The organism is Phycicoccus sp. Root563 (assembly GCF_001427915.1).
GTDB lineage: Bacteria > Actinomycetota > Actinomycetes > Actinomycetales > Dermatophilaceae > Pedococcus.
Genome location: NZ_LMGM01000001.1, coordinates 1,003,993 through 1,029,372, shown reverse-complemented (window position 1 = coordinate 1,029,372; position 25,380 = coordinate 1,003,993). Strand labels below are relative to the sequence as shown.

The following is a 25,380-nucleotide window of genomic DNA, read 5'->3' as shown; positions in this document are numbered from 1 at the left end:
GATGGCAGCCACGCAGGGGACGCAGCCGTCGGCCCACGCCGCCGACACCCACGACGTCACCCACGCCGCCGGCACCCATCCCGCCGACACCCACGACGTCATCAGGGTCCAGGGGGCGCGGGAGAACAACCTCAAGGACGTCACGGTCGACCTCCCCAAGCGGCGGCTCACGGTGTTCACCGGGGTCTCCGGCTCGGGGAAGAGCTCGCTGGTCTTCGGCACCATCGCCGCGGAGTCGCAGCGGATGATCAACGAGACGTACAGCACCTTCGTGCAGGGGTTCATGCCCAACCTCGCCAGGCCCGAGGTCGACCTGCTCGACGGCCTGACGACCGCGATCATCGTCGACCAGGAGCGGATGGGCGCGAACCCGCGCTCGACCGTGGGGACCGCGACCGATGCCAACACGATGCTGCGGATCCTGTTCAGCCGCATCGGTTCTCCGCACATCGGGCCGCCGACGGCGTTCGCGTTCAACGTGCCCACGCGGGTGGCGAGCGGTGTGATGCGCACCGACAAGGGCGGCCGCGAGGAGAAGTCGATCGTCCGCGACGCCGTCTACCAGGGCGGCATGTGCTCACGGTGCGAAGGCATGGGGGCGGTCAACGACTTCGACCTGACCGCGATCTACGACGAGACGAAGTCGCTGGCCGACGGCGCCCTGCTCGTGCCGGGCTACAGCATGGACGGCTGGTACGGCCGGATCTTCAGCGGCGCGGGCCTGCCCATGGACAAGCCGGTGGCCAAGTTCACGCCCAAGCAGCTCGACAAGCTGCTGTACGGCGAGCCGGAGAAGATCAGGGTCGACGGGGTCAACCTCACCTACGAGGGCGTCCTGACCAAGGTGCAGAAGTCGATGCTGTCCAAGGACCTCGACGCCATGCAGCCGCACGTCCGGCGGTTCGTCGAACGCGCCGTCACCTTCACGACGTGCCCCGACTGCAAGGGGACCCGCCTGTCGAAGGAGGCGCTGTCCTCGAAGATCCACGGCAAGAACATCGCCGAGCTCTGCGCCATGCAGATCAGCGACCTGGCCGTCTGGCTGCGCGACGTCTCGGAGCCCTCGGTCGCACCGCTGCTGGCGAACCTCCAGCACCTGCTCGACTCGTTCGCCGAGATCGGCCTCGGCTACCTGTCGCTGGACCGTCCTGCCGGGACGCTGTCCGGCGGGGAGGCCCAGCGCACCAAGATGATCCGGCACCTCGGGTCGTCGCTCACCGACGTCACGTACGTCTTCGACGAACCCACGATCGGCCTGCACCCGCACGACATCGCCCGGATGAACCAGCTGCTGCTCCAGCTCCGCGACAAGGGCAACACGGTCCTCGTGGTGGAGCACAAGCCGGAGACGATCGCGATCGCCGACCACGTGGTCGACCTCGGACCGGGGGCCGGCACCGCAGGTGGGAGTGTCTGCTTCGAGGGCACCGTCGAGGAGCTCCGCGCCAGCGACACGACGACCGGCCACCACCTCGACGACCGGGTGCGGCTCAAGGAGACGGTCCGCCGGTCGACCGGGGTGCTGGAGGTGCGGGGGGCGTCGGCGCACAACCTCAAGGACGTCGACGTCGACCTCCCGCTGGGCGTGCTCTGCGTCGTCACCGGTGTCGCCGGGTCCGGCAAGAGCTCGATGATCCACGGCTCGGTCGCCGGTCGCGACGGCGTGGTCGTCGTCGACCAGGGCGCGATCCGCGGTTCACGGCGCAGCAACCCGGCGACCTACACGGGGCTCCTGGAGCCCATCCGCAAGGCGTTCGCCAAGGCCAACGGCGTCAAGCCGGCCCTGTTCAGCTCGAACTCCGAGGGAGCCTGCCCTGCCTGCAACGGCGCCGGGGTCATCTACACCGAGCTCGGGGTGATGGCCACCGTGGAGTCGACCTGCGAGGAGTGCGAGGGACGACGCTTCCAGGCGGCCGTCCTCGAGTACCGGCTCGGCGGCCGCAACATCGCCGAGGTGCTCGCGATGCCGGTGGCAGAGGCGCTCGGCTTCTTCGGCGGGGACGACAGCGAGGCCCGGACCCCGGCGGCGCACAAGGTGCTCGAGCGGCTCGCCGACGTCGGCCTCGGGTACCTCACCCTCGGCCAGCCCCTGACGACGCTCTCGGGGGGTGAGCGCCAGCGCCTGAAGCTGGCCACGCAGATGGCCGAGAAGGGGGACGTCTACATCCTCGACGAGCCCACGACCGGCCTGCACCTCGCCGACGTCGAGCAGCTGCTCGGGCTGCTCGACCGGCTCGTGGAGTCGGGCAAGTCCGTCATCGTGATCGAGCACCACCAGGCCGTCATGGCCCACGGCGACTGGATCATCGACCTCGGCCCCGGCGCCGGCCACGACGGTGGCCGGGTCGTCTTCGAGGGCACCCCGGCCGACCTCGTCGCGGGCCGGTCCACGCTCACCGGGGAGCACCTCGCCGCCTACGTCGGCGGCTGAGGGGCTCGGCGGCTACGAGTCGCGGACCACGTCCTGCAGGCGGTCCCACTCGTGGTCGATGTGCAGCTCGCGGGCGATGTCCAGCATCGCCGCCCGGAACAACGCACCCGAGCTGATGAAGGCCGGGTGGACGTGCCCGAACACCTCGAGGGTGACGGTGCCGTAGAGGCGGGCCCACGAGCGTTCGAACATCCACATCATCCCCGGCGTCGGGGCACCGAGGGGCCCGACGCCCGGGCCGCCGTGCGCCAGCTTCCCCTGGGTGGGCTGGCCGGCGGCGATCTCGCCCCGCAGGACCGAGACCACGTCGGGGTCGAGGTCGTCGTCGGTGGGGATCGGGAACCGGTAGCGCACCCACAGCCGGCCGAAGATCTCGCTGAAGAACCCGGCGAACAGGTGGGCGCCGCTCTCCTCGGCGGCGCAGTCGTCGAGCGAGGTGATGGGCTGCGGCGACCCCGTCGCGGGGTTCTTCAGCCCGGCGGACGTGGGTGAGGCGAAGGCGAGCTGGAACTCCTCGTGGTTGCCGAGCGCCCAGCGCCGGAACGCCCCTGCCGACGCGACGATCTGGGCGGCCGGGTCGTCATCCGGCTGCTCGTCCCGGGCCGCGACCATGGCTGCCACGACGTCTCCGAAGATCGACCGGGCGACGAGCTGCATCAGCTCGGCGTGGCTGTCGACGTACCGGTACAGGGCCGGGGGAGTCAGCCCCATCTCCTGGGCGACCGCGCGGATGGACACGTCCTCCCCGGCGCGCAGGAGCCGCCGCGAGACCTCGACGATCTCGTCGTAGGTCGCCTGCCGCTGGCGTTCCCGGCGGGTCGGTGCCGTCGTCATCTGGTCGCTGCTCCTCGCTGTCGTCGCCACTCGCCGGTCGTCGCCTTCGTCGTCGCCGACCAGTGCCCCGTCGCCCTTGTCGTCGCCGACCCGTGCCCGTCGTGGCTGTTCACCACAGAGTCAACCATGAACCCTTGACAAGTTAGTTTACGCCCATCACTGTTACTGCCGTAAACATTCGTGATGCAACATCGCAAGGAGTGGTCGGCATGGAGTCCTGGGGAGCATTCGTCGCCCGACGGTCGTGGGCCGTCCTCGTGGCGGGGATCGTCGTCGTGCTGGCCGCGGCGGCATACGGCATCGGGGTGTTCGGCCACCTCGCGAACGGGGGGTTCGACGACCCGGCGACCGACTCCGCGAAGGAGCTGGTCCTCGAGCAGGCCGCCTTCCCGGGGCGGGACACCGACCTGGTCGTCGTCTACGCGAGCCCGACCCTCACGGTGCAGGACCCGGCGTTCGAGCAGGCCGTGACCCGCACGCTCGGCGCCCTCCCGCGGCCCGACGTGGCCGCGACCACGACGTGGTGGTCGACCAGGGCCCCCGACCTGGTCAGCGGTGACCGGCACGCCACCCGGGTGGTCGTCACCCTTGCCGGGGCGACCCAGGACGCCAAGAGCGACAACTGGGAGGCGGTCAAGGACGACCTCCGGGCCCCCGGCCTGGCAACCAGCGTCGGCGGGAAGTGGGCCGTCTTCGGTGACGTCAACGAGCAGGTCTCGCACGACATCGCGCGCGCCGAGTCGATCTCCATGCCGATCGTCTTCGTCCTCAGCCTGCTGATCTTCGGAAGCCTCGCCTCGGCCCTGATGCCCACCCTGGTCGGCGGCATCGCCGTGATGGGGGCGTTCGCCGTCGTGCGCCTGGTCACCGGCATCACCGATGTCTCGGTCTTCTCCATCAACGTCATCACCCTGCTCGGGATGGGCCTGGCGATCGACTACGCGCTGTTCGTCGTCAGCCGGTTCCGCGAGGAGCTCGCCACCCAGCCCGACGAGAGCCGTGCCAGCGTGGCGGCGGCGATCAGCCGCACCATGGCGACGGCCGGGCGGACGGTGCTGTTCTCCGGCCTCATCGTCGCCGCGTCCCTCGCCTCGCTGCTCATCTTCCCGCAGAACTTCCTGCGCTCCATGGGCTACGGCGGGGTCGCCGCGGTGCTCGTCGCGATGGCAGCTGCCCTGACCATCCTGCCGGCGCTGCTCGGAGTCCTCGGCCCGCGCATCGAGCTGGGCCGGATGCCGTGGCGCCGCGGCACCCGGGCGCACCGGGCCGACGCGCAGGCGCTGCAGGAGGTCCACGGCACCGACCGCGAGGTCGTCCACGGCGCCTGGGCGCGGGTCGCCCACAGCGTCATGCGTCGCCCCGTCGTCTTCCTCGTCGTCATCGTGGTGGGGCTGCTGGCCCTGGGGAGTCCGTTCACCCAGGCGCGCTGGGGCAGTGTCGACGAGCGGGTGCTGCCGGCCAGCTCGCCCAGCCGCCAGGCGGCCGAGCTGCAGGCCGACCTCTTCGGCGGCGAGACCTCGTCGGCGTCCCTCGTCGTCACCGGTGGTGACCCCACCGCCGTCTCCGCGTATGCCGCACAGCTGGGTCGCGTCGACGGCGTCACCGCCGTGCAGCCGACGGGGCGGACGACCTACGAGGGGCAGGCCAGGACCTTGCTGCGGGTGACCTGGCCGGGCAACGGCCAGTCGGCGGCCAGCCAGGACCTGGTCCGAGAGCTGCGCGCCGTCGCGGCACCGGCGGGCAGCACGGTGCGCGTCGGAGGAGCCACCGCCGACGCGGTCGACCTCGTCGACTCCATCGGGGCCCGGCTCCCGTGGATGGCCCTCACGGTGGCGGTGGTCATGCTCGTGCTGCTGTTCGTGGCCTTCGGGTCGGTCGTGCTGCCCCTCAAGGCGATCGTCATGAACGCGGTGTCGATCGGCGCCAGCTTCGGTGTGGTGACCTGGATCTTCCAGGAGGGGCACCTCGCCGGGCTGCTCGGCTTCACCTCCCCGGGGTACCTCGACGTCACCCAGCCCATCCTCATGCTGGCGATCCTGTTCGGGTTGTCGATGGACTACGAGGTGTTCCTGCTCAGCCGGATCCGGGAGGAGTGGGACCGCACCGGCGACAACACGCGGGCCGTCGCAGCCGGGGTGCAGCGCTCGGGGCGCATCATCACCAGTGCGGCGCTGCTGCTCGCGGTCGTCATCGGGGGGTTCGCCACCAGCGGGATCGTGTTCCTCAAGATGATCGGGGTCGGCATGCTCGTGGCGGTGCTCATCGACGCCACGGTCGTGCGCGCCCTGCTCGTCCCGGCCACCATGCGGCTGCTCGGCCGCGCCAACTGGTGGGCCCCCGCCCCGCTGGCGCGGTGGTGGGAGCGCCACGGGCACCGCGAGGAGACCCGCGCGGCGGCGACCGACGCGACCGGGACCTCCGGGACCTCAGGGACCTCCGGGCCCTCGGAGCCGGCTGAACCGCCGGTCCTGCAGCCGGCCGGTTGAGCCGCGGCCCGGTGCTCCCCTCGCGGAGCACCGGGCCGTCGGTCACCCACCAGGTCGCACACCCGGTCGGCCCCCAGCGGCCGCCGGTGGTCCGCCGGTCGCCCGTCCGTTCGCCGCCATCCACCGCGGGCAAACGGCGGCGAACGACGGCGTCCGGCCGCGGGCTGGCTGTAGCACGTCACCCGAGGGGGTACTCGGATTTGTCCTGAACACGGCCAAACGGATGACCCCGGGACCGGCTGACGGGACCGATACTGGGGGAGTGCTGGGGAGCGCGTTCACGGGAACGTTGAGAGAAGCCCAAGCCGGGGATGAGCAAGCCTTCACCCGGCTCTGGCGCGACGCCAACCCCTTGGTCATCCGCTACCTGCGCGTCGTGGGTGCCGACGACCCGTACGACGCGGCCTGCGAAGGCTGGATCACCGCGATCCGTGGCCTCATCGGCTTCACCGGCGACGAGTCCGCCTGGCGGGTCTGGATCCTCGCGTGCGCGCGCCTGCGCGCCCAGCAGGGGACGGGGCAGGGGAGCTGGGCCACGGTCACCCCCATCGACCGGCGGGCGTTCTCGCAGGCCACCACCGCCTCCTCCGCCGCCACCGCTGCCACGGCGGCGACAGCGGCTGCGGCCGCGACGATGGCCCGGCGCCGGAGCGACGCCGACGAGTTCGACATCGACGCCCTGCTCGCTGCGTCCCCTGACACCGACCCTGCCCACCGCGGTCTCGGCGACACCATCACCGCCCTGCGCGCCCTGCCCCTGGGCCAGGGCGAGATCCTCGTCCTGCGCCTCGGTGGGGCGCTGCCCGTCCGGGCGGTCTCCGACGTGGTGGGCTCGGACGCCGAGAGCGTGCGCCGCTCCGAGGCTCGCGCGCTCGAGCGCCTGGGTGCCGACGCCGAGCTGCTCACGTGGTCGCTGGACGCGCCGGCCACTCCCGCGGAGCTCGCCGACGAACGCGTCGCGCTGGGGGCGTTCCGCAGCATCCCGCGGCCTCCGGCCTGGTCCGTCCCGCGCACCCGGGTCGTCACGGTCGGCAACGCGCCGGCCCGTCGGGGGGCCAAACGGCCGCACGGCATCGCCAACGCCGCCGGCCGCTCGCGCACCGCCCTGCTCGGCATCGCGACCATCTCGGCCTCGGTCATGTCGCTCGGTGGACTGAGCGCCGCTGCCTACGTCGGTGCCCTTCCCACGGGGGTCCAGCGGCTCATGCACGAAACCATCGGGGCGCCGGCCCCTGGAGCCTCGCGGTCCGGGGCACCGAAGCCGAAGGCGCCCGGTTCGCCGGCTTCGTCCCGTCCGTCCAACGGCATCGGCCGCATCCTCCCCGGCGGCGGGGTCGCCCCGGTCCAGCCGACCGCCGAGGTGACCGCTCCGGGCAAGGGGAAGGGCAAGGGCGGCACGAAGACCGGTTCGCCCAGCCCGACGTCGACCTCCTCCGTCACCGGCTCGGTGCCCCACGGCACGGGGTCGCCCACCCGGGCGCCGTCCACCGGCTCGACCGCGACGTCGGGGGTCCCGAGCTCCCACACGCCGAACTCCCACTCGACCAAGACCAAGGCACCGACGACCAAGGCGCCGAGGACGAAGACCCCGGGCTCGCATCCCACCAAGGGGCCGGCCACCGGGTCGGGCGACTCCACGGTGTCGTCGACCACCGGCCCCAGCGCCACGTCGACGACGGACGTCACGAATCCCTGACGGTCCTGCAGGGCGAGCGCCCGGCCGGACGAACCCCCGGCCGGACGAACCCCCGGCCGGACGAACCCCCAGGAACCACCCATGCCGGGCGTCGCACCCCGCGCGGACCGGGTGGTTTGCTCGTTGCGTCGGTGGCGATCTCGGTGAGATGACCGATGCCGGGGTCGGTCCTCGGGCGCTGCACTGGAACGTGGCCGGCAGCGGGTCGGCCGCACCCGGGGGTGGGGACGATGGTCAGTGTGGAGCTCGTGCCGATGATCAAGGCACCGCAGGGGTGGCCGGTGGCGCTCGTCGCCACCACGGCGATGGTGGCGCTCGCCGCCCTCGACCTCGCCGGTGCGGTGGCCGCCAAGGAGTGGGCCGAGCACCGGTCGTGGTGGCCGATGCTGCTGGGGCTCCTCGCGTTCGGGGTGCTGTTCTGGGTCTACGCCTCGTCGCTGCAGTACGCCGAGCTCGCCCTCGTCACCATGGGCTGGATCGTCATGCTCCAGGTGGGCCTCGTGGTCGTCGACCGGGTGCGGTACGGCGTCGAGCTGCCCGCAGGGAAGTGGGTGGCGGTCGTCGTCCTGCTCGCGGCGCAGGCCTACCTCGTGCTCGCCCCGGCCGCGTCCCGGACGAGCGCGTCCTGACCGCGACCGCCCTCGGCAGGGCGGTGGTCCTGCTCGCGTAGGCTTCCCGCGTGCTCTTCCCCCTGACCGTGGTCGTCCTCGCCGGTGCGGTGGCCCTGCTCGCGATCGCCGGCTGGTATGCCGCCCGCACCCGCCTCGTCGACGACCGCCTTCTCCTCGTGGCGGCGGTGGTGGAGCTGGGGGTGCTCGTCCAGGCCGCCGTCGCGCTCGCGCACCTCGGCAGCGTCCCCGGGGACGACGCGGAGACGGCGACGTTCGCGGCATACGCGATCACGCTGCCGTTCCTTCCCCCGGTGGCGGTGTTCCTGGCGCTCAAGGAGAAGACCCGCTGGTCGATGGGGGTCGTCGCCGTCGCGGCGTTCGCCGTCGCGGTGATGACCGCCCGCCTCCAACAGATCTGGAACCTCCATGGCTGACGCGCCGCGCTCCACCCGCTCCGGGCCGGGCATCGTGCTCGTCGCCGTGTACGGCCTGCTGGCCCTCGCCGCGACCGGCCGCTCGGTCCTGCAGATCACCGAGTACTTCTCCCGCGCCCCCCTGGCCTACGTGCTGTCGGCGCTGGCTGCGGTCATCTACGTCGTGGCCACGATCGCGCTGGCGCGTGGCGACCGGACCTCACGGCGGGTCGCCACGACGGCCATCACCATCGAGCTCGCCGGGGTGCTGGTGGTGGGCTTGGCGTCGTACCTGGCCACCGACGCGTTCCCCGACAAGACCGTGTGGTCCCACTTCGGCTCCGGGTACGGCTACGTCCCGCTCGTGCTGCCGGTGCTGGGGCTGCTGTGGCTGCGCCGGACCGCGAGCCGGCCCGCCTCGACGGCGCAGGCCGCGGGCGACCCGACGGGCTGATCCTCGACCGACCGGTTCCTGACCGATTCCCGAGCGGCTAGCCCTGGTCGGGCTGGTCCTCGACGGGCTCGAGCAGCAGCACCGGGATCAGCCGGTCGGTCCTGACCTGGTACTCCGCGTAGGGCGGGAAGGCGGCGACGCAGCGCTCCCACCACTGCTCGCGCTCCTCGCCGTCGATCTCGCGGGCCCGGACCGTCCACGTGCGGTCGTCGTCCTGGAGGTCCAGGACCGGGTTCTTGCGGACGTTGGCGTACCACGCCGGGTGCTCCGGAGCGCCGCCCTTGCTGGCCACCGCGGCATACACGCCGTCGTGCTCGACCCGCATGAGCGGCACCTTGCGCACCTTGCCGGAGACGCCGAGCATCGTCAGCATGACCACCTCGCGGTCCTGGACGCTGACCGACCGGGTGGTGCCGGTCTCCTCGATCTTCTCGACCTGCTCACGGACCCACGCGGTGGGACTGGGGACGTACTCACCCTGAATCGTCATGACGCCATGCAAGCACGCGCGCGGGACGACCGCACGACCGGGACCTGTGGACAACGTGCCGGGCACCCGCTCCGGTCCTCCTACCCTCGGGGCCATGACGACGGCAGCGTCGACAGGCGCCACCCCGCAGCCCAGCTCGCGCCTGACCTCGCACCCTGCCCCGGTCTCCACGAGGATCGAGGTGAGCGGTTCCGAGGTCGCCGCGCTGGGCGTGGCGCTGTCGCACGTCGCCACCGACCTGCAGTGGCATGCGGCAGAGGTCGCGGACCGGGCGTGGGCCCTGGGGGTCGGGCACAGCACTGCGGCGCTCGGCGACGTCCTCGGTGACTTCGAGCACCGGCGCCTCGTGCTCGGTCGGGCGCTCGACGACCTCGCGGTCGCGGCCCGCCGGGCCGGCGGTCTCTACGTCGAGGTCGAGGCGGCCGTCGGTGGGATGGTCGACGCCGGACGTACGACGTGAGCAGCTCTGCGGCAGCGGTGCTCGGCCCCGTCGCCGGCGACCCCGCCGGGGTGCGCGGGATCGCAGCGACCCTGTCCGCCGAGGGTGAGCAGCTGGCCGCCCTGGCCCGCACCGCCCGGGGACTCGCCGATCCGGGCGTCGCCGTGTGGTCCTCCCCGGCCGGTGCGGCCTTCGGCCGCAGGTTCGGTGCGGTCCCCGAGGTGCTGGAGCGGGTGGCCCGTCGGTATGCCGTGGCCGCGTCGGCGCTGCGTCGCCTCGCGGACGAGCTCGAGCGTGTGCAGGTCGAGGTGGCGGGGGCGCAGCGGGTCCACCGGGTGGAGTGGGACGCCTTCCTGCGGGCGGGGGAGCTCATGGGGGTCGCGGAGGGCAGCGCGGACCCGGCCCAGCGGGCGCAGGCGGGGAGGTACCGCGCCGAGATGGTGACGCACGGCGAACGCGTGCAGGTCGCGGTGCGGCGCCACGCGGAGGCGCACGACGCCTGGACCGCCGCGGACCGTCGGTGCGCTGCGGTGCTGCGCGGGCTCCTCGACGACGGGCTGGCCGACAGCGGCCTGTACGACGCGCTGACGGGCACCAGCCGCGTGGCAGGAGAGGTGGCGGGTGCCGCAGGGACCCTCGCCCTCGTGCCCCCGCTGCGTCCGCTGGCGGCGGTGGCAGCAGGGTCCGCCGGACTGCAGGTGGCGGCCGATGCGGTGGTGCTCGTCGGGTACGGCGACGGCGACCCGACCCACCTCGCCCTGGCGACGGCGGCCGCGGTGCTGGGGAGCACCGGATCGGTCCTCAAGACCGGTGCCCGGGCGACGAACGCTGCCGTCGTCGGTGCGACCGGCTCGCGGTCGGGGCGCAGCGCGCTGCGGCTCACCGCCCGGGACCGCCTGGCTGCGGGGCTCGCGGAGAACGTCCCCTCGGCCCGGCTCGGTGTGTCCGGCGCGCGCGGGGCCGGGTTCGCGGGGGAACGGCTGGCGCGCAAGGGCGTGCGGCTGGTCGAGGCACCCGCACCACGCGCGCCCCTGCCGTGGACCCGGCCGCCGCGGTCGGCAGCGGCCCTGCGCCCGTGGCTGCACGAGCAGGCCGCAGTACGAGCGGCCACCTGGGCCAAGGTCCGCTGGGTCGACGACCTCACCGCGGTGGCGAGGGCAGAGGGCGCCTCGACGAGCTGGCACGTGGCCGGGGTGGCGGCGGACGGAGTGGCGCGTGGCGTGCACCAGGGCGATGCGGTGAGGGAGCGGCTCCTCGACGCGCGGGAGCAGGCTGACCTGCGCGACAGTGGTACCCGACACCGTTGACCTGTCCTGTATGCCGCAAATAGGGTCCATGGTGCAGAAGCCAGTTTCCGCCATGTGGAATCGTGAGGCATCCCCCCATGGACACCGACGTCCTCGCCCGACGCTTGCGCACCCTCGTGGGTGACCACGCCGTCATCACCGACCGGCAGCAGCTGCGCACCTACGAGTGTGACGGGCTGACGCACTACAAGGTCGTCCCGGCCCTCGTCGTGCTGGCGGAGTGCACCGCTCACGTCGCCGCGGCGGTCACCGAGTGCGCCCGGGCGGGCATCCCGTTCGTGGCCCGCGGCTCGGGGACCGGGCTGTCCGGGGGCGCCCTGCCGCACGCCGACGGTGTCCTCATCGTGCTGAGCAGGATGCGACAGATCCTCGAGGTCGACCGGGCCAACCAGCGCGCGGTCGTCGAGCCCGGGGTCATCAACCTCCAGCTCAGCGACACCACCCGCCCGGAGGGCTACTACTACGCCCCCGACCCCTCGAGCCAGCAGGTCTGCTCCATCGGCGGCAACGTCGCGGAGAACTCCGGGGGAGCGCACTGCCTCAAGTACGGCTTCACCACGAACCACGTCACGGGCCTGGAGTTCGTCACCCCTCAGGGCGAGGTGGTGGAGCTCGGTGGCAAGGCCCCCGACCCGACGGGCTACGACCTGCTCGGTGCGGTCGTCGGCTCGGAGGGCACCCTCGGGGTCGCGACCCGCGTGACCGTCCGCCTGACCCGGACGCCGGAGGACGTGAGCACCCTGCTGGCGGCGTTCGCCTCGACCGACCAGGCCGGGGCCGCCGTGTCGGCGATCATCGGCGCCGGGGTCATCCCGGCGGCCATCGAGATGATGGACGCGCTGGCGATCGAGGCGGCGGAGGCGGCGGTGCACTGCGACTACCCCGCGGGTGCGGGTGCGGTGCTCATCGTGGAGATCGACGGCCCGGCGGTCGACGTGCGGCACGTGTTCGCCGAGGTGGAGCGGCACTGCCGGGAGGCCGACGCCTTCGAGATCCGCATCGCGCAGGACGACGCCGAGCGCGCGCTGTTCTGGAAGGGGCGCAAGTCGGCCTTCGCCGCGGTGGGCCGGATCAGTCCGGACTACATCGTGCAGGACGGGGTCATCCCGCGGACCGCGCTGCCGGAGGTGCTGCGCCGGATCGCTGAGCTGTCGACGGAGTCCGGCGTCCGTGTCGCCAACGTCTTCCACGCCGGCGACGGCAACCTGCACCCCCTCGTGCTGTTCGACGAGTCGAAGCCGGGGGAGGGCGAGCGGGCGGAGGAGGTCTCCGGCGCCATCCTCGACCTCTGCATCGAGCACGGGGGCTCGATCACGGGCGAGCACGGGGTCGGCAGCGACAAGGCGAAGTTCATGCCGCGCATGTTCACCGACGACGACCTCGACACCATGCAGCTCGTGCGGTGCGCGTTCGACCCCGAGTCGATCTCCAACCCCGGCAAGATCTTCCCGACGCCTCGCCTCTGCGGTGAACGCCCCGGTCGGCACCAGGGCGTCCACCCGCTGGCCGAGTCCGGCGTGGCGGAGGTCTTCTGATGGGCGTCGTGCCGGACGCACTCCTGCGCGCGTGCGACGGACACGTCACCGAGGCCTCCGACGACGACACGGTCCTCGGTATGGCGCCGCGCTGGGTGGCGTCGCCCGCCACGACGGCGGAGGTCTCGGCCGTCATGTCCGCGGCCTCGACGTCGGGGCTCGCGGTCGTGCCGCGGGGGAGCGGGACCAAGCTGCGCTGGGGCAACCCGCCCCGGAGGCTGGACGTCGTCCTCGACACCACCCGCCTCGACCGCCTCGTCGAGCACGCGGCCGGGGACCTCATCCTGGTCACCGGTGCGGGGCGGCCCCTGGCCACGCTGCAGGAGGACGTTGCCGCCTCCGCGCAGCGGCTCGGGATCGACCCGACGCGCAGTGGCACCATCGGCGGGACCGTCGCGACGGGGACGAGTGGCCCGATGCGGTTGCGGCACGGGGCAGTTCGCGACCTCGTCATCGGCATGACCCTCGTGCGCGCGGACGGGGTGGTCGCCAAGAGCGGCGGCAAGGTGGTCAAGAACGTGGCGGGGTACGACCTCGCCAAGCTGCTCACCGGGTCGTTCGGCACGCTCGGTGTCATCACCGAGGTCGCGTTCCGGCTGCACCCCGTCCCGGGGGAGCGGCGCTGGGTGACCGTGTCCGTGGACGGGCCCGACGCGGCGCAGGACGCCGTCCAGTCGCTCGTGCACAGCCAGCAGGTGCCGGTCGCGGTGGAGGTCGACTGGGACGGTGCCACCGGGACGGTCGCGGCGCTGCTCGAGGGCCACGCCGAGGCCACGGAGGAGTGTGCAGCCACCGTGGCCCGGGAGCTGGGCGACGACTCCCACGTCTCGGGCAGCGCGCCGCCGTGGTGGGGTGAGGACCTGGAACGCGAGGGGCCCCGGGACCGAGGAAGCAGCCGCACCCTGGTCCGGGTCACCCACGAGATCGCCGGAGCGGGGCGACTGTTGCGCGCCACCGGCGACCTCCGGGAGCGTTGCGGCGTCCTCGCGTCCTACCGGGGTTCGCCCGCGGTCGGCGTCGGCTGCGCCGTCCTCGACGGTGAGGCCACGACCGTGGTCGCAGCGGTCGACCACCTGCGGGCCACCGCGGCGGCCCTCGGGGGCGCCGTCGTCGTCCTCGAGGCCCCCGACGCCGTCCGCGACCGCCTCGACGTCTGGGGGCCCGCGACGGCCCTCGACCTGATGCGCTCGGTCAAGCAGCGCTTCGACCCCGGCGGCGTCCTGGCGCCGGGCCGCTTCGTGGGAGGCATCTGATGACGAGCACGACGAACCCTGCCCCCGGGTCCGGTGGACCCATCGACCCCCACCACGCAGGGTCGTTCGACGCGCACCGCCCGCCGTCGGCGGAGCTGCTCGCCGACTGCGTGCACTGCGGCTTCTGCCTGCCGAGCTGCCCGACCTACGTGCTGTGGGGCGAGGAGATGGACTCGCCGCGCGGACGCATCCACCTCATGTCGCAGGTGCGCGAGGGCGAACCCCTGACGCCCGAGGTGGCCGGCCACTTCGACGCCTGCCTCGGCTGCATGGGCTGCGTGACCGCCTGCCCCTCCGGCGTGAAGTACGACGAGCTCATCACCGCGACGCGGGCGCAGGTGGAGCGCAACACCACAAGGCCGCCGGCCCAGCGGCTCCTGCGATCGGCCATCTTCGCCTTGTTCCCCTACCCGCGTCGGCTCCGTGCCCTGCGTGGCCCGCTGCGCCTGCACCAGCGTTCCGGGCTCTCCCGTCTGTTGCGCAGGTCCGGTGTGCTGCAACGGATCTCGCCGCAGCTGGCGGCGATGGAGGCGCTCGCCCCACCCCTCGGCCGCCCGGTGCCGGTCGCCGAGGTCACCCGGGCGCGTGGGGCCAGGCGGGGCACGGTCGGCATGCTCCTCGGCTGCGTGCAGCGCGAGTTCTTCCCCGGCGTCAACGCCGCCACGGCGCGGGTGCTGGCGGCCGAGGGCTTCGACGTCCTCGCCCCGGCGGGGCAGGGGTGCTGTGGCGCCCTCTCGGCGCACAACGGCCGCGAGCCCGAGGCAGCAGCCTTCGCCCGCAGCCTCGTCGACACGTTCGAGGCGGCCGGCGTGGAGCACGTCGTCGTCAACTCCGCGGGGTGCGGCTCCGCGATGAAGGAGTATGCCGCGCTGCTCGCCGACGACCCCGCCTACGCCGCCCGGGCCGAGGCCTTCGAGGCGAAGGTGCGTGACGTCAGCGAGTTCCTCGCCGAGGTCGGACCGGTGGCCACCCGGCACCCGCTCGAGGTGAGCGTCGCCTACCACGACGCCTGCCACCTCGGGCATGCGCAGGGGATCCGCAGCCAGCCGCGGCAGCTGCTCGGCGCCATACCGGGGCTGGAGCTGCGGGAGGTCCCGGACGGGTCGCTGTGCTGTGGCAGCGCGGGGATCTACAACCTGCTCAACCCCGGCACCGCCCAGGAGCTCGGCGACCTCAAGGCGGCCAACGTCCGTCGCACCGGTGCGGACCTGCTCGTCACGGCGAACCCCGGGTGCCTCATGCAGATCCACTCCGCGCTCGAGCGGTCGGGCACCCCCATGCCCCTCGCCCACACCATCGAGGTGCTCGACGCCTCGATCCGCGGACGACGACCCTCCGACCTCGGCGCCCCGGCGGCCGGACGCACCCCCGGGAGGCCGACCACGACCTGACGCGACCCGCCCCACTCCCGTGTCCGCGAGGACACGTCTCACAACGAGGTGACCCATGTACAGACCGGAACTCGACTCCGTCGCCGGCTCGCTGACCATCACCGCCCTCGTGGCGATGCTGCCCCTGCTGACCCTGTTCGTCCTGCTCGGCGTGCTGCGCCTGGCCGCGTGGAAGGCCGCCCTGATCTCGCTGGCGGTCTCGATCGTCGTGGCGCTGACCGCGTACTCGATGCCCGTCGGCGCGACCCTGTCGGCCGGGCTGGAGGGCGCCGCCTTCGGCTTCTTCCCGATCCTGTGGATCGTCATCAACGCCATCTGGGTCTACAACATGACCGTCGAGACGGGGCACTTCGACGTGCTGCGGCGGTCGTTCGCCAAGGTCAGCGACGACCAGCGGATCCAGGCCGTCATCATCGCGTTCTGCTTCGGGGCGCTGCTCGAGGCGCTGGCCGGGTTCGGGACGCCGGTGGCGATCACCAGCGTCATGCTCATCGCCCTGGGGTTCCGGCCGATGAAGGCCGCGGTCGTCGCGCTGGTGGCCAACACGGCCCCCGTCGCGTTCGGGGCGCTGGCCGTGCCGATCACGACGCTCGCCACCGTGAGCGGCGAGTCCGAGCACCACCTCGCCCAGATCGTGGGCCGGCAGACCCCGCTGCTCGGCGTCTTCGTGCCGATGGCGCTGGTCTACATCGTCGACAAGGGCAAGGGCGTCCGGGCGACCCTGCCGGCCACCCTCACGTGCGGGATCGCCTTCGCCGTGGCGCAGTTCGCCACGAGCAACTTCCTGTCGACCCAGCTGACCGACATCGTCGCGGCCCTCGTGGGGGCCCTGTCCGTCGTCGTCCTCCTGCGCGTCTGGCAGCCCTCGGACACCTACGTCGAGACCGAGACCGACGACGACGAGCTCGTCGGGGCCCGCAGCAGCAGCACCGGCGGCGCCGCCCGCTCCACGGGTGCGACCGCCGCCTCGGGCACGCGTCGGGGCGAGGTACGTCGGCACGACGAACCCGTGCCCTCCACCTCGGCCCACGACCTGGCCGCCCGCGACGAGGGCAAGGTCGACAGCACCGGCGAGGTGGTCAAGGCCTACGCGCCGTACCTCATCATCATCGCGTTGTTCATCCTCGCCCAGCTGCCCGGCATCAAGGGTGCGCTGGACGCCCCGACGCGGTCGTTCGGGTGGCCGGGCCTCGACGGGCTGCAGACGGCCTCAGGCAAGGCGTCCACCCTGCCGACGTTCAAGCTCAACTGGCTCAGCGCCGCCGGCACCCTCATGCTCCTCTCCGGCCTGCTGACGATCCCGGCCATCGGCATCTCCCCGTCGAAGGCGCTGCGGGCCTACGGCGCGACCTACCGGCAGCTGGCGTCCGCGATCCTCACCGTGATGGCGGTGCTCGGCCTGGCCTACGTCATGAACGCCTCGGGCCAGACGGCGAGCCTCGGTTCGTGGATGGCGGGTGCGGGCTCGGCGTTCGCCATCCTGTCGCCGATCCTCGGGTGGCTCGGTGTCGCCGTCACCGGCTCCGACACCTCCTCGAACTCGCTCTTCGGCGCGCTGCAGGTCTCGGCGGCCAAGGACGTCGGGCTCAGCCCCGCGCTGATGGCCGCAGCGAACTCGTCCGGCGGGGTCCTCGGCAAGATGATCTCGCCGCAGAACCTCGCCATCGCCGCTGCCGCGGTGGGTCTGTCGGGGCGCGAGGGCGACCTGTTCCGCAAGGTCGTCGGCTGGAGCCTGGGGTTCCTGGCCTTCATGTGCGTGATCGTGTTCCTGCAGTCGACCGCGGTGCTCGGCTGGATGCTCCCCTGACGGGCGGCATGACGCGTTCGTGAGGTTCGGTGGCGGGCGGACCGACCGGTCCGCGATGAGAGACGGGTATGCCGCGTCGGTGACGACGCGGCATACCCTCTCCACAGGTCATGAGTGCCAGCGGAAAGCCCCGGCTCGCTGGCCGGCAACCCTCCTCCGCGGTGGGGTGCCCCGGGTGAGGACCAGGCGCACGGCACCTGCCGTGCGCAAGCGCGGGAGACCCCAACCACGTGTCCCGCACCGTTTCTGACGGTGGCGACCTGCAGCACTCCACCCTCGGTGACGGACCACGCCGACGCCGCCCACGCGGCACGAGAGTGAAGGTCAGTGACATGAGCAACGCCAACTGGTCGTTCGAGACCCGCCAGATCCACGTGGGCCAGGAGCCCGACTCGGCCACGGGGGCTCGCGCCCTGCCGATCTACCAGACGACGTCCTACGTCTTCAAGGACACCGAGCACGCGGCGAACCTGTTCGCGCTCAAGGAGTTCGGCAACATCTACACCCGCATCATGAACCCCACGCAGGACGCGGTGGAGCAGCGCGTCGCCTCGTTGGAGGGTGGGGTCGCGGCCCTCCTCGTCGCTTCGGGGCAGGCGGCCGAGACGCTGGCGATCCTCAACATCGCCGAGGCCGGCGACCACGTCGTGGCCAGCCCGTCGCTCTACGGCGGCACCTACAACCTGCTCAAGCACACGCTGCCCAAGTTCGGCATCCAGGTGAGCTTCGTGGCCGACCCCAACGACCTCGAGTCGTGGAAGGCCGCGGTGCAGCCCAACACCAAGCTGTTCTTCGGCGAGACGATCGCGAACCCCAAGTCCGAGGTGCTCGACATCGAAGGTGTCGCGGCCGTCGCCCACGAGGCCGGGGTCCCGCTGATCGTGGACAACACGATCGCCACCCCCTACCTCCTGCGCCCGTTGGAGTGGGGCGCCGACATCGTGGTGCACTCGGCGACCAAGTACCTCGGCGGCCACGGCACCTCGATCGCCGGTGTCATCGTCGACGGCGGCACCTTCGACTACGCCGCCGACCCGGGGAAGTTCCCCAACTTCAACACCCCGGAGGAGAGCTACCACGGGCTGGTCTTCGCCCGGGACCTCGGCGTCGGCAGCCCTCTCGGGGCCAACCTCGCGTTCATCCTCAAGGCCCGGGTCCAGCTGTTGCGCGACCTCGGGCCGTCGGCGTCGCCGTTCAACGCGTTCCTCATCGCCCAGGGGATCGAGACGCTCAGCCTGCGGATCGAGCGCCACCTCGAGAACACCCACAAGGTCGCCGAGTTCCTCCAGGGCCACGACCAGGTCGAGAAGGTCGTCTGGGCGTCGCTGCCCGACCACGAGTCCTACGAGAAGGCGAAGAAGTACACGCCTCGCGGGGCCGGGGCGGTGCTGGCCTTCGAGATCGTCGGCGGGGTCGACGCGGGTCGGCGGTTCGTCGAGGCGCTCCAGCTGCACAGCCACGTCGCCAACATCGGTGACGTGCGGTCGCTGGCCATCCACCCGGCGTCCACGACGCACTCGCAGGGCCCCGACAGCGACCGTCTGGCCGCCGGGGTGACGCCGGGTCTGGTGCGGCTCGCAGTGGGTATCGAGCACATCGACGACATCCTCGCCGACCTCGAGCAGGGCTTCATCTCGGCCAAGGGCGCCTGACCGGCGCGCCGCAGCCGCAGCACGAACCCCCTCGCCCGACCCCTCGCCACGACCCCTCGCCCGACCCCGTGTGCAGCAACCTCTGCTAGCAGAGGTTGCTGCACACGGGACAGGTAGCACCGTGGCCCAAGGGCAGCACCCTCTGCTGAGTGGTGCCCGCGCCAGCCCACCGACGTCTCGAGGGACGGGGGTGGGGACGGCGTCGTGGATGGCGGGGACGGCGTCGTGGATGGCGGGGGCGGCACGGGGTGACGGCCCAGCGGCCTCCGTATGCTGGCCTGCATGCCTTCCGTCGACGCCACCGAGCCCGGGGCCGTCCGGTCGGAGGACGCAGGTGGTGACGGTGCGGCCCGGGGCGCCCGCAGGCCTCGGGGACGCCGTCCCCGTCGCGGGGACCGGGAAGGCCGGGGTTCCCGACCGGTGCGGGTGCCGCCCCCGGTCCCGGAGCTGAGGTACCCCGAGAACCTGCCGGTCGTCGCGCGCAAGGACGACATCGCCGCCGCCATCCGCGACCACCAGGTCGTCATCGTGGCGGGGGAGACCGGGTCGGGGAAGACCACCCAGCTGCCGAAGATCTGCCTCGAGGTCGGTCGTGGGCAGGCAGGCCTGATCGGCCACACCCAGCCGCGGCGGATCGCCGCCAGGTCCGTGGCGGAGCGCATCGCCGAGGAGCTCGAGGTCGAGCTCGGCACGGCCATCGGCTACCAGGTGCGGTTCACCGACCAGAGCAGCGACAGCACGCTGGTCAAGGTGATGACCGACGGCATCCTGCTCAACGAGATGCAGCGCGACCGGATGCTGCGCAAGTACGACACGATCATCATCGACGAGGCGCACGAGCGGTCCCTCAACATCGACTTCATCCTCGGCTACCTCAAGCAGCTGCTGCCGCGCCGGCCCGACCTCAAGGTCGTCATCACCTCGGCGACCATCGACCCGCAGCGCTTCGCCGAGCACTTCGCTGATGCGCGGACGGGGGAGCCCGCGCCGATCATCGAGGTGTCGGGGCGCACCTACCCCGTCGAGCACCGCTACCGCCCCCTCGTCGACCCCGACCGCCCCGACGACCCCGAGCGCGACCAGGTGACCGGGGTGTGCGAGGCCGTCGAGGAGCTGTGGACCGAGAACCGCGAGGGCGACATCCTCGTGTTCCTCTCGGGGGAGCGCGAGATCCGCGACACCGCTGACGCGCTGACGTCGATGAAGCTCCCGCAGACCGAGGTCCTCCCGCTCTACGCCCGTCTCTCCGCCGCGGAGCAGCACAAGGTCTTCGGTCGGGCCAGCGGACGACGGATCGTGCTGGCCACGAACGTCGCCGAGACGTCCCTGACGGTGCCCGGCATCCGGTATGTCGTGGACGCGGGAACCGCGCGCATCTCCCGGTACAGCCAGCGCACCAAGGTGCAGCGGCTGCCGATCGAGCCGATCTCGCAGGCCAGCGCCAACCAGCGCTCGGGCCGGTGCGGGCGCGTGGCCGACGGCATCTGCATCAGGCTCTACTCGGAGGAGGACTACGACAGCCGCCCCGAGTTCACCGAGCCCGAGATCCAGCGCACCAGCCTGGCGTCCGTCATCCTCCAGATGACCTCGCTCGGCCTCGGGGACGTCGGCCGGTTCCCGTTCGTCGACGCGCCCGACCCGCGCCAGGTCGCCGACGGCGTGCGGCTGCTCGAGGAGCTGCAGGCGTTCGACTCCGAGGACGAGGGGCGCCGCGGGCGGCAGCTCACGCCGTACGGACGCTCCCTCGCCCGGCTCCCCGTGGACCCGCGCCTCGGCCGGATGCTCATCGAGGCGGGGAAGCTCGGGTGCACCCGCGAGGTGCTCGTCATCGTCGCGGCCCTGTCGATGCAGGACCCGCGCGAACGCCCGGCCGACAAGCAGACCCAGGCCGACCAGTCGCACGCGAGGTTCAAGGACGAGCACTCCGACTTCATGTCGCTCCTCCTGCTGTGGGCCTACCTCAAGGAGCAGCAGAAGGCGTTGAGCCACAGCGCTTTACGGCGCATGTGCCGCAACGAGTTCCTGCACTACCTCCGGGTCCGCGAGTGGCAGGACCTGCACAGCCAGCTCCGCAAGGCCTGCCAGGACGTGGGCATCGACCCGAGGCAGGCCACCTCGGCCGAGGGCGAGGACGCCAACCCGGACGTCATCCACCAGGCCGTCCTCGCCGGGCTGCTGTCGCACGTCGGGCTCCGGGACGAGGCCAAGCGCGACTACCTCGGCGCCCGCGGTGCACGGTTCGGCATCTCGCCGGGGTCGACGCTGTTCCGGCGGCAGCCGACGTTCGTCATGTCCGCCGAGCTCGTCGAGACGACCCGCCTCTGGGCGCGCACCAACGCGCGCATCGACCCCGTGTGGGCCGAGCGGCTGGCGCCGCACCTGGTCAAGCGCAGCTACTCGGAGCCGCGCTGGTCCCGCAAGCAGGGAGCGGCGCAGGCCACCGAGCGCGTCACCCTGTACGGCGTGCCGCTCGTCGCCGCCCGCACGGTCAGCTACGCGCGGATCAACCCCGAGGAGTCGCGCGAGCTGTTCATCCGGCACGCGCTCGTGGAGGGCGACTGGGAGACCCACCACACGTTCTTCCGTGCGAACGAGGCTCTCCTGAAACGACTCTCGGAACTCGAGGAGCGGGCGCGCCGTCGGGACATCGTCGTCGACGACGAGGACCTCGTCACCTTCTACGAGCAGCGCGTGCCGGCCGAGGTCGTCTCGCAGCGGCACTTCGACCGCTGGTGGAAGGACGCCCGCAAGGAGACGCCCGACCTGCTGACCTTCACCGAGGAGTTCCTCACCCGCGACTCGGCGGACGGGGTGTCCGCCGAGGACTACCCCAGGACGTGGAGCCAGGGTGCGCTCGAGCTCGGCGTGACCTACCAGTTCGAGCCGGGCACCGCGGCCGACGGCGTCACGGTCCACATCCCCGTCCAGGTGCTCAACCAGGTGCAGGACGAGGGGTTCGACTGGCAGGTGCCGGGGTTGCGCACCGACCTCGCGACCGCCCTGATCCGCGCGCTGCCCAAGGCCACCCGGCGCCACTTCGTCCCGGCCCCGGACCACGCGTCGGCCGCCCTGACCGCTGTGCACCCCGGAGGTGGGCGCCGGTTCGACGAGGAGCTGGCCCGGGTCCTGCACGCCCAGACCGGCACCCGGATCCCGCCGGAGGACTGGGGCGTCGAGCGGGTCGCCGACCACCTGCGCATCACGTTCAGCGTCGAGGACGACCGCGGCCGGGTGCTCGGCAGCGGCAAGGACCTCGCCGCCCTCCAGGACGAGCTGGCCGGCCAGGTCCAGCGCAGGATGTCACGCGCCGGTGCCTCGGTGGAGCGGAAGGGGCTGCGGCAGTGGGACTTCGGCGAGCTGCCGACGACTTTCGAGACCCGGTCCGGCGGGCAGGTCGTCCAGGGGTACCCCGCCCTCGTCGACCGCGGTGAGGGCGTCGACCTCCAGGTGCTCGCGGGGGAGCGCGAGGCGCAGGCCGCCACCGCCCTCGGGGTGCGCCGGCTGCTGCTGCTCAACACCACCGCTCCGTGGAAGCGCGTCCTCGCCCGCCTGAGCAACTCCCAGAAGCTCACCCTCGGCGACAACCCGCACGGCTCGGTCCCGGCGTTGCTCGAGGACTGCCTCNCGACGCCCTCGTGGCGGAGCGCGCCGGCACGGCTGCCGGCGTGCGGAGCCCCGAGGCGTTCGAGGACGTGCTGGCGACCGTGCGCACCCACGTCGCGACGCGCGTGCTGCTCGTCGTCGACGAGGTGGAGCCGGTGCTGGGGGCCGCGCGTGAGGTGCGTGCCGCGCTGGAGCGGCTCACCGCCCCGGCGACGGCGGCCCTGATGGCCGACGTCCGCGCGCAGCTCGACAGCCTCGTCTACAAGGGGTTCGTCGCCGACACGGGACTGGCGCACCTGCCGCACCTGCGCCGCTACCTGCGCGCCATGGCCCAGCGGCTCGAGAAGGCCCCCTCGTCACCCGCCGCACTGGCCCGCGACGCCGCCAGCCAGGAGGTCGTGGACCGCATGGAGATCGCGTATGCCGACCTGCTCGACTCCCTGCCGCCCGTGGACCGCCGCTCGACGCCCGTCCGGGACGTGGGGTGGATGGTCGAGGAGCTCCGGGTGAGCCTGTTCGCGAACGGGATCGGGACGGCATACCCCGTGTCGGAGAAGCGGATCCGCGCCGCCATCGCGACGCTCGACACCTGACCCCCACAACCACGTCCGGGTGCCCGGGAGTGCGGGGATCCGCACTCCCGGGCACCCGGAGCAGGGTGGTCAGGCCGGGTCAGGCGAGGTGCACGTTCTCGTGGCCCTCGGTCGACAGCTTCTCGTGCTTGACGTTGAGGAACCCGAACGTGATCGCGGCGGCGACGAGGATCATCGTCGCGCCCACGAGGTAGGCCTTGCCCGAGCCGTAGGTCTGCGCCTGCAGGCCGATGAACGCCTTCGCCTGCGCGATCTGGTCCGGGGACATGCCACCCGCGGCCGCCTTGGTCTGCAGCTCGGCGCCGAGCACACCGGCGCGGTCGGTGAGCGCGCTGGCGAAGACGGTGCTCAGGGTCGCCAGGCCCAGGGAGCCACCGACCTGCTGCATCGTGTTGAGGACGGCGGACGCGACGCCCGAGTCCTCCTGCGCCACCCCGGCCACGGCCGTGAGGGTCATCGGGACGAAGACCAGGCCCATGCCGAACGCCATGAGGATGATGAACGGCAGCAGGTGACCCGCGTAGGAGCTGTCGACCTCGAGCCGGGAGAACCCGAACATCGCGCCAGAGGCGAGCAGCGCACCGGTGCCCGAGATGAAGCGCGGGTCGACGCGGGTCATCAGGGCCGAAGCGACCTGCGCCGCGATGACGATGCCGAACGAGAACGGCAGGAACGCGAAGCCGGCCTTGAGCGGGGAGTACCCGAGCACCTGCTGGATGTAGAGGCCCAGGAAGTAGAACATCGAGAACATCGCGGCACCGACCACGAGCATGACGATGAAGGAGACGCCGCGCGTGCGGTCCTGGAGGATGCGCATCGGCAGCAGCGGGTGCTCCGAGCGGACCTCGATGACCATGAACAGGGCCAGCAGCAGGACACCGGCGACGAGCGTGCCGATCGTGACCCCGTCGGTCCACGAGGTGGAGGCGGCGTGGGTCAGGCCGTAGACGAGCGAGACCAGTCCGGCGGTGCCGGTGATGCCGCCGGGGACGTCGAGGCTGCCGCGGCCGCGCTCGGACTCACGCAGGACGCGCGGGGCGAGGAAGACGACGAGCAGGCCGATCGGCACGTTGATGAAGAAGGTCCAGCGCCACGACGCCTCGGTGAGCGCGCCACCGAGGATGAGGCCGATGGCCGCGCCGGCACCGGACATGGCGGCATACACGCCCATGGCGCGGTTGCGCGCCTGGCCGGCGGGGAAGGTCGTGGTGATGAGGGCCAGCGCCGTGGGGGAGGCGAGCGCCGCACCGACACCCTGGAGGGCGCGCGCGCCGAGCAGGATGGCCTCGGTCTGGGCGATGCCTCCGATGAGGGAGGCGACGGCGAAGACGATGACGCCGGTCATGAAGACCTTGCGCCGGCCGAACAGGTCACCGAGGCGACCACCGAGCAGGAGCAGGCCACCGAAGGCCAGCGTGTAGGCGTTGACCACCCAGGACAGGTTGCCCGGCGTGAAGCCGAGGTCGGTCTGAAGGTGGGGCAGGGCGATGTTCACGATGGTGCCGTCGAGGACGACCATGAGCTGGGCGGCGCTGATGACCGTCAGGGCGAGTCCGAGCCGCTTCGGAGCCTTCGACGGCTCCGTGCTCTCGGGCGTCGAGGCGTGCTCGATCGCAGAGGTGGATGACATGGGTGTGTCCTTGGGTGGTGAGGAGGTGCCGCCCGCCGAGTGCGGGGGAGCCGTGTGGGTGAGCTGGTACGGGTGAGGTGGTGAGTGGTGCTGGGTGCGGTCAGTCGCGCGGCAGCGTCGCTGCGCAGGCCGGGAGGACGACGCTGTCCACCAGGGTGACGAGCCGGTCCTGCGAGGGGTGGGACCCCGTCAGCATCGCCTCGTGGATGGAGATCGCCGGCAGCAGGCGCGCCAACGTGTCGAGGTCGGCGTCGTCGCCGATCTCCCCGCGCTGCTGGGCAGCGCGGAAGGGTCGGACCGCGGCAGCCATCTTCGGCCCGATGAGGCGCGTGATGATGGCGTCGTGGAGCTCGGGCTCGCGCTGCATGGCGTTCATCAGCGACCCGAAGACCTTGATCGGGCGGTCGTCGGACAGGCCGCCCTTGGCGCACGCCTGCGCGATGAGGTCACCGCGGAGGCTGCCGGTGTCGGGGTGGCGGTCCGCCTCGACGCCCAGCATGAGCTGCATGGCGTCGACGACGAGGTCGACCTTGGTCGGCCAGCGCCGGTAGAGCGTCGCCTTCGACGCCTTGGCCGTCGCGGCCACCGCGTCGAAGCTCAGCCGGTCGTAGCCGTGCTCCACCAGCGCCTCGAGCGTCGCCTCGAGGATCTCGCGCTCGCGCTCGCCCTCGACCCGGGGGCGGCTGCGGGCCGGTTCCTCGGTGGTGGGGGTCGTGCTGGTGGTGGTCACGTCTGCCGTCCTTGGATGATACGAA

General features: G+C 72.3%; 18 protein-coding genes, 1 pseudogene and 1 riboswitch. Of the genes and pseudogenes, 15 read left to right on the top strand and 4 right to left on the bottom strand.

Annotated features, from left to right (window positions below; translation table 11 throughout):
* Position 1 precedes the first annotated feature (1 nt).
* Complete coding sequence (locus ASD62_RS04850; protein WP_056914991.1) at positions 2-2,431, top strand: excinuclease ABC subunit UvrA; 2,430 nt, start codon at positions 2-4, stop codon at positions 2,429-2,431.
* Positions 2,432-2,443: 12 nt separating this feature from the next.
* Here ASD62_RS04850 and ASD62_RS04845 read toward each other — a convergent pair whose 3' ends face one another.
* On the bottom strand, positions 2,444-3,265 hold the full coding sequence (locus ASD62_RS04845; protein ID WP_056914990.1) for a TetR/AcrR family transcriptional regulator: 822 nt from the start codon (positions 3,263-3,265) through the stop codon (positions 2,444-2,446).
* Positions 3,266-3,474: 209 nt separating this feature from the next.
* Here ASD62_RS04845 and ASD62_RS04840 point away from each other — a divergent pair, with 209 nt between their 5' ends.
* The 5 genes from ASD62_RS04840 to ASD62_RS04820 all read left to right on the top strand — a co-directional run bounded on the left by ASD62_RS04840 (position 3,475) and on the right by ASD62_RS04820 (position 8,925).
* Positions 3,475-5,751 (top strand): efflux RND transporter permease subunit, encoded by a 2,277-nt coding sequence (locus ASD62_RS04840; RefSeq protein ID WP_082580577.1) that lies wholly within the window; start codon positions 3,475-3,477, stop codon positions 5,749-5,751.
* A gap of 289 nt (positions 5,752-6,040) precedes the next feature.
* A complete protein-coding gene (locus ASD62_RS04835; protein WP_157581336.1) occupies positions 6,041-7,447 on the top strand; it encodes an RNA polymerase sigma factor in 1,407 nt (468 codons plus the stop codon).
* Between the two features lie 230 nt (positions 7,448-7,677).
* Positions 7,678-8,076: a hypothetical protein gene (locus tag ASD62_RS04830; RefSeq protein ID WP_056914988.1), complete on the top strand. Its 399-nt coding sequence runs from the start codon at positions 7,678-7,680 to the stop codon at positions 8,074-8,076.
* Between the two features lie 50 nt (positions 8,077-8,126).
* A complete protein-coding gene (locus ASD62_RS04825; protein ID WP_056914987.1) occupies positions 8,127-8,492 on the top strand; it encodes a hypothetical protein in 366 nt (121 codons plus the stop codon).
* Positions 8,485-8,925 carry a hypothetical protein gene (locus ASD62_RS04820; protein WP_056914986.1) on the top strand — a complete coding sequence of 147 codons (441 nt, stop codon included), beginning with the start codon at positions 8,485-8,487 and terminating at the stop codon, positions 8,923-8,925. Before ASD62_RS04825 ends, ASD62_RS04820 begins: the two co-directional genes overlap by 8 nt.
* 37 nt (positions 8,926-8,962) lie before the next feature.
* Here ASD62_RS04820 and ASD62_RS04815 read toward each other — a convergent pair whose 3' ends face one another.
* Positions 8,963-9,415 carry a nitroreductase family deazaflavin-dependent oxidoreductase gene (locus ASD62_RS04815; protein WP_056914985.1) on the bottom strand — a complete coding sequence of 151 codons (453 nt, stop codon included), beginning with the start codon at positions 9,413-9,415 and terminating at the stop codon, positions 8,963-8,965.
* Positions 9,416-9,509: 94 nt separating this feature from the next.
* On the opposite strand from ASD62_RS04815, the gene ASD62_RS04810 reads away from it, so the two are divergent.
* The 9 genes and pseudogenes from ASD62_RS04810 (at position 9,510) to ASD62_RS20575 (ending at position 22,995) form a co-directional block, all read left to right on the top strand.
* On the top strand, positions 9,510-9,875 hold the full coding sequence (locus tag ASD62_RS04810) for a hypothetical protein (protein WP_157581334.1): 366 nt from the start codon (positions 9,510-9,512) through the stop codon (positions 9,873-9,875).
* Positions 9,872-11,161, top strand: a complete 1,290-nt coding sequence (locus tag ASD62_RS04805; RefSeq protein WP_056914983.1) for a hypothetical protein — start codon at positions 9,872-9,874, stop codon at positions 11,159-11,161. The genes ASD62_RS04810 and ASD62_RS04805 overlap by 4 nt, the downstream gene beginning before the upstream one ends.
* Before the next feature lie 77 nt (positions 11,162-11,238).
* Positions 11,239-12,696 (top strand): FAD-linked oxidase C-terminal domain-containing protein, encoded by a 1,458-nt coding sequence (locus ASD62_RS04800; RefSeq protein ID WP_056914982.1) that lies wholly within the window; start codon positions 11,239-11,241, stop codon positions 12,694-12,696.
* Between the two features lie 8 nt (positions 12,697-12,704).
* Positions 12,705-13,949, top strand: a complete 1,245-nt coding sequence (locus ASD62_RS04795; protein ID WP_235530629.1) for an FAD-binding oxidoreductase — start codon at positions 12,705-12,707, stop codon at positions 13,947-13,949.
* Complete coding sequence (locus ASD62_RS04790; protein WP_082580576.1) at positions 13,949-15,340, top strand: (Fe-S)-binding protein; 1,392 nt, start codon at positions 13,949-13,951, stop codon at positions 15,338-15,340. Before ASD62_RS04795 ends, ASD62_RS04790 begins: the two co-directional genes overlap by 1 nt.
* A 55-nt stretch (positions 15,341-15,395) precedes the next feature.
* A complete protein-coding gene (locus tag ASD62_RS04785; protein WP_056914980.1) occupies positions 15,396-17,147 on the top strand; it encodes an L-lactate permease in 1,752 nt (583 codons plus the stop codon).
* Between the two features lie 106 nt (positions 17,148-17,253).
* A riboswitch (SAM riboswitch) is annotated at positions 17,254-17,366 on the top strand.
* A gap of 113 nt (positions 17,367-17,479) precedes the next feature.
* Entirely contained in the window at positions 17,480-18,799 is a 1,320-nt protein-coding gene (locus ASD62_RS04780) for a bifunctional o-acetylhomoserine/o-acetylserine sulfhydrylase (protein WP_056914979.1), read from the top strand.
* A 282-nt stretch (positions 18,800-19,081) separates the two neighbouring features.
* A pseudogene (hrpA, locus tag ASD62_RS04775) lies at positions 19,082-22,423 on the top strand (ATP-dependent RNA helicase HrpA); the annotation flags it as partial.
* Between the two features lie 11 nt (positions 22,424-22,434).
* Complete coding sequence (locus tag ASD62_RS20575; RefSeq protein WP_369818811.1) at positions 22,435-22,995, top strand: DUF3418 domain-containing protein; 561 nt, start codon at positions 22,435-22,437, stop codon at positions 22,993-22,995.
* A gap of 79 nt (positions 22,996-23,074) precedes the next feature.
* On the opposite strand, the gene ASD62_RS04770 is transcribed toward ASD62_RS20575, so the two are convergent.
* Positions 23,075-24,625 carry an MFS transporter gene (locus ASD62_RS04770; protein ID WP_056914978.1) on the bottom strand — a complete coding sequence of 517 codons (1,551 nt, stop codon included), beginning with the start codon at positions 24,623-24,625 and terminating at the stop codon, positions 23,075-23,077.
* A gap of 100 nt (positions 24,626-24,725) precedes the next feature.
* Positions 24,726-25,355 carry a TetR-like C-terminal domain-containing protein gene (locus ASD62_RS04765; protein ID WP_056914977.1) on the bottom strand — a complete coding sequence of 210 codons (630 nt, stop codon included), beginning with the start codon at positions 25,353-25,355 and terminating at the stop codon, positions 24,726-24,728.
* Positions 25,356-25,380 lie beyond the last annotated feature (25 nt).

Excerpts from the sequence above, each read along its gene's own strand:
- ASD62_RS04845 (WP_056914990.1), bottom strand. The coding sequence starts at position 3,265 with ATGACGACGGCACCGACCCGCCGGGAACGCCAGCGGCAGGCGACCTAC.
- ASD62_RS04790 (WP_082580576.1), top strand. The coding sequence starts at position 13,949 with ATGACGAGCACGACGAACCCTGCCCCCGGGTCCGGTGGACCCATCGAC.
- ASD62_RS04840 (WP_082580577.1), top strand. The coding sequence starts at position 3,475 with ATGGAGTCCTGGGGAGCATTCGTCGCCCGACGGTCGTGGGCCGTCCTC.
- ASD62_RS04785 (WP_056914980.1), top strand. The coding sequence starts at position 15,396 with ATGTACAGACCGGAACTCGACTCCGTCGCCGGCTCGCTGACCATCACC.
- ASD62_RS04815 (WP_056914985.1), bottom strand. The coding sequence starts at position 9,415 with ATGACGATTCAGGGTGAGTACGTCCCCAGTCCCACCGCGTGGGTCCGT.
- ASD62_RS04810 (WP_157581334.1), top strand. The coding sequence starts at position 9,510 with ATGACGACGGCAGCGTCGACAGGCGCCACCCCGCAGCCCAGCTCGCGC.
- ASD62_RS04800 (WP_056914982.1), top strand. The coding sequence starts at position 11,239 with ATGGACACCGACGTCCTCGCCCGACGCTTGCGCACCCTCGTGGGTGAC.
- ASD62_RS04850 (WP_056914991.1), top strand. The coding sequence starts at position 2 with ATGGCAGCCACGCAGGGGACGCAGCCGTCGGCCCACGCCGCCGACACC.
- ASD62_RS04830 (WP_056914988.1), top strand. The coding sequence starts at position 7,678 with ATGGTCAGTGTGGAGCTCGTGCCGATGATCAAGGCACCGCAGGGGTGG.
- ASD62_RS04780 (WP_056914979.1), top strand. The coding sequence starts at position 17,480 with ATGAGCAACGCCAACTGGTCGTTCGAGACCCGCCAGATCCACGTGGGC.
- ASD62_RS04820 (WP_056914986.1), top strand. The coding sequence starts at position 8,485 with ATGGCTGACGCGCCGCGCTCCACCCGCTCCGGGCCGGGCATCGTGCTC.
- ASD62_RS04770 (WP_056914978.1), bottom strand. The coding sequence starts at position 24,625 with ATGTCATCCACCTCTGCGATCGAGCACGCCTCGACGCCCGAGAGCACG.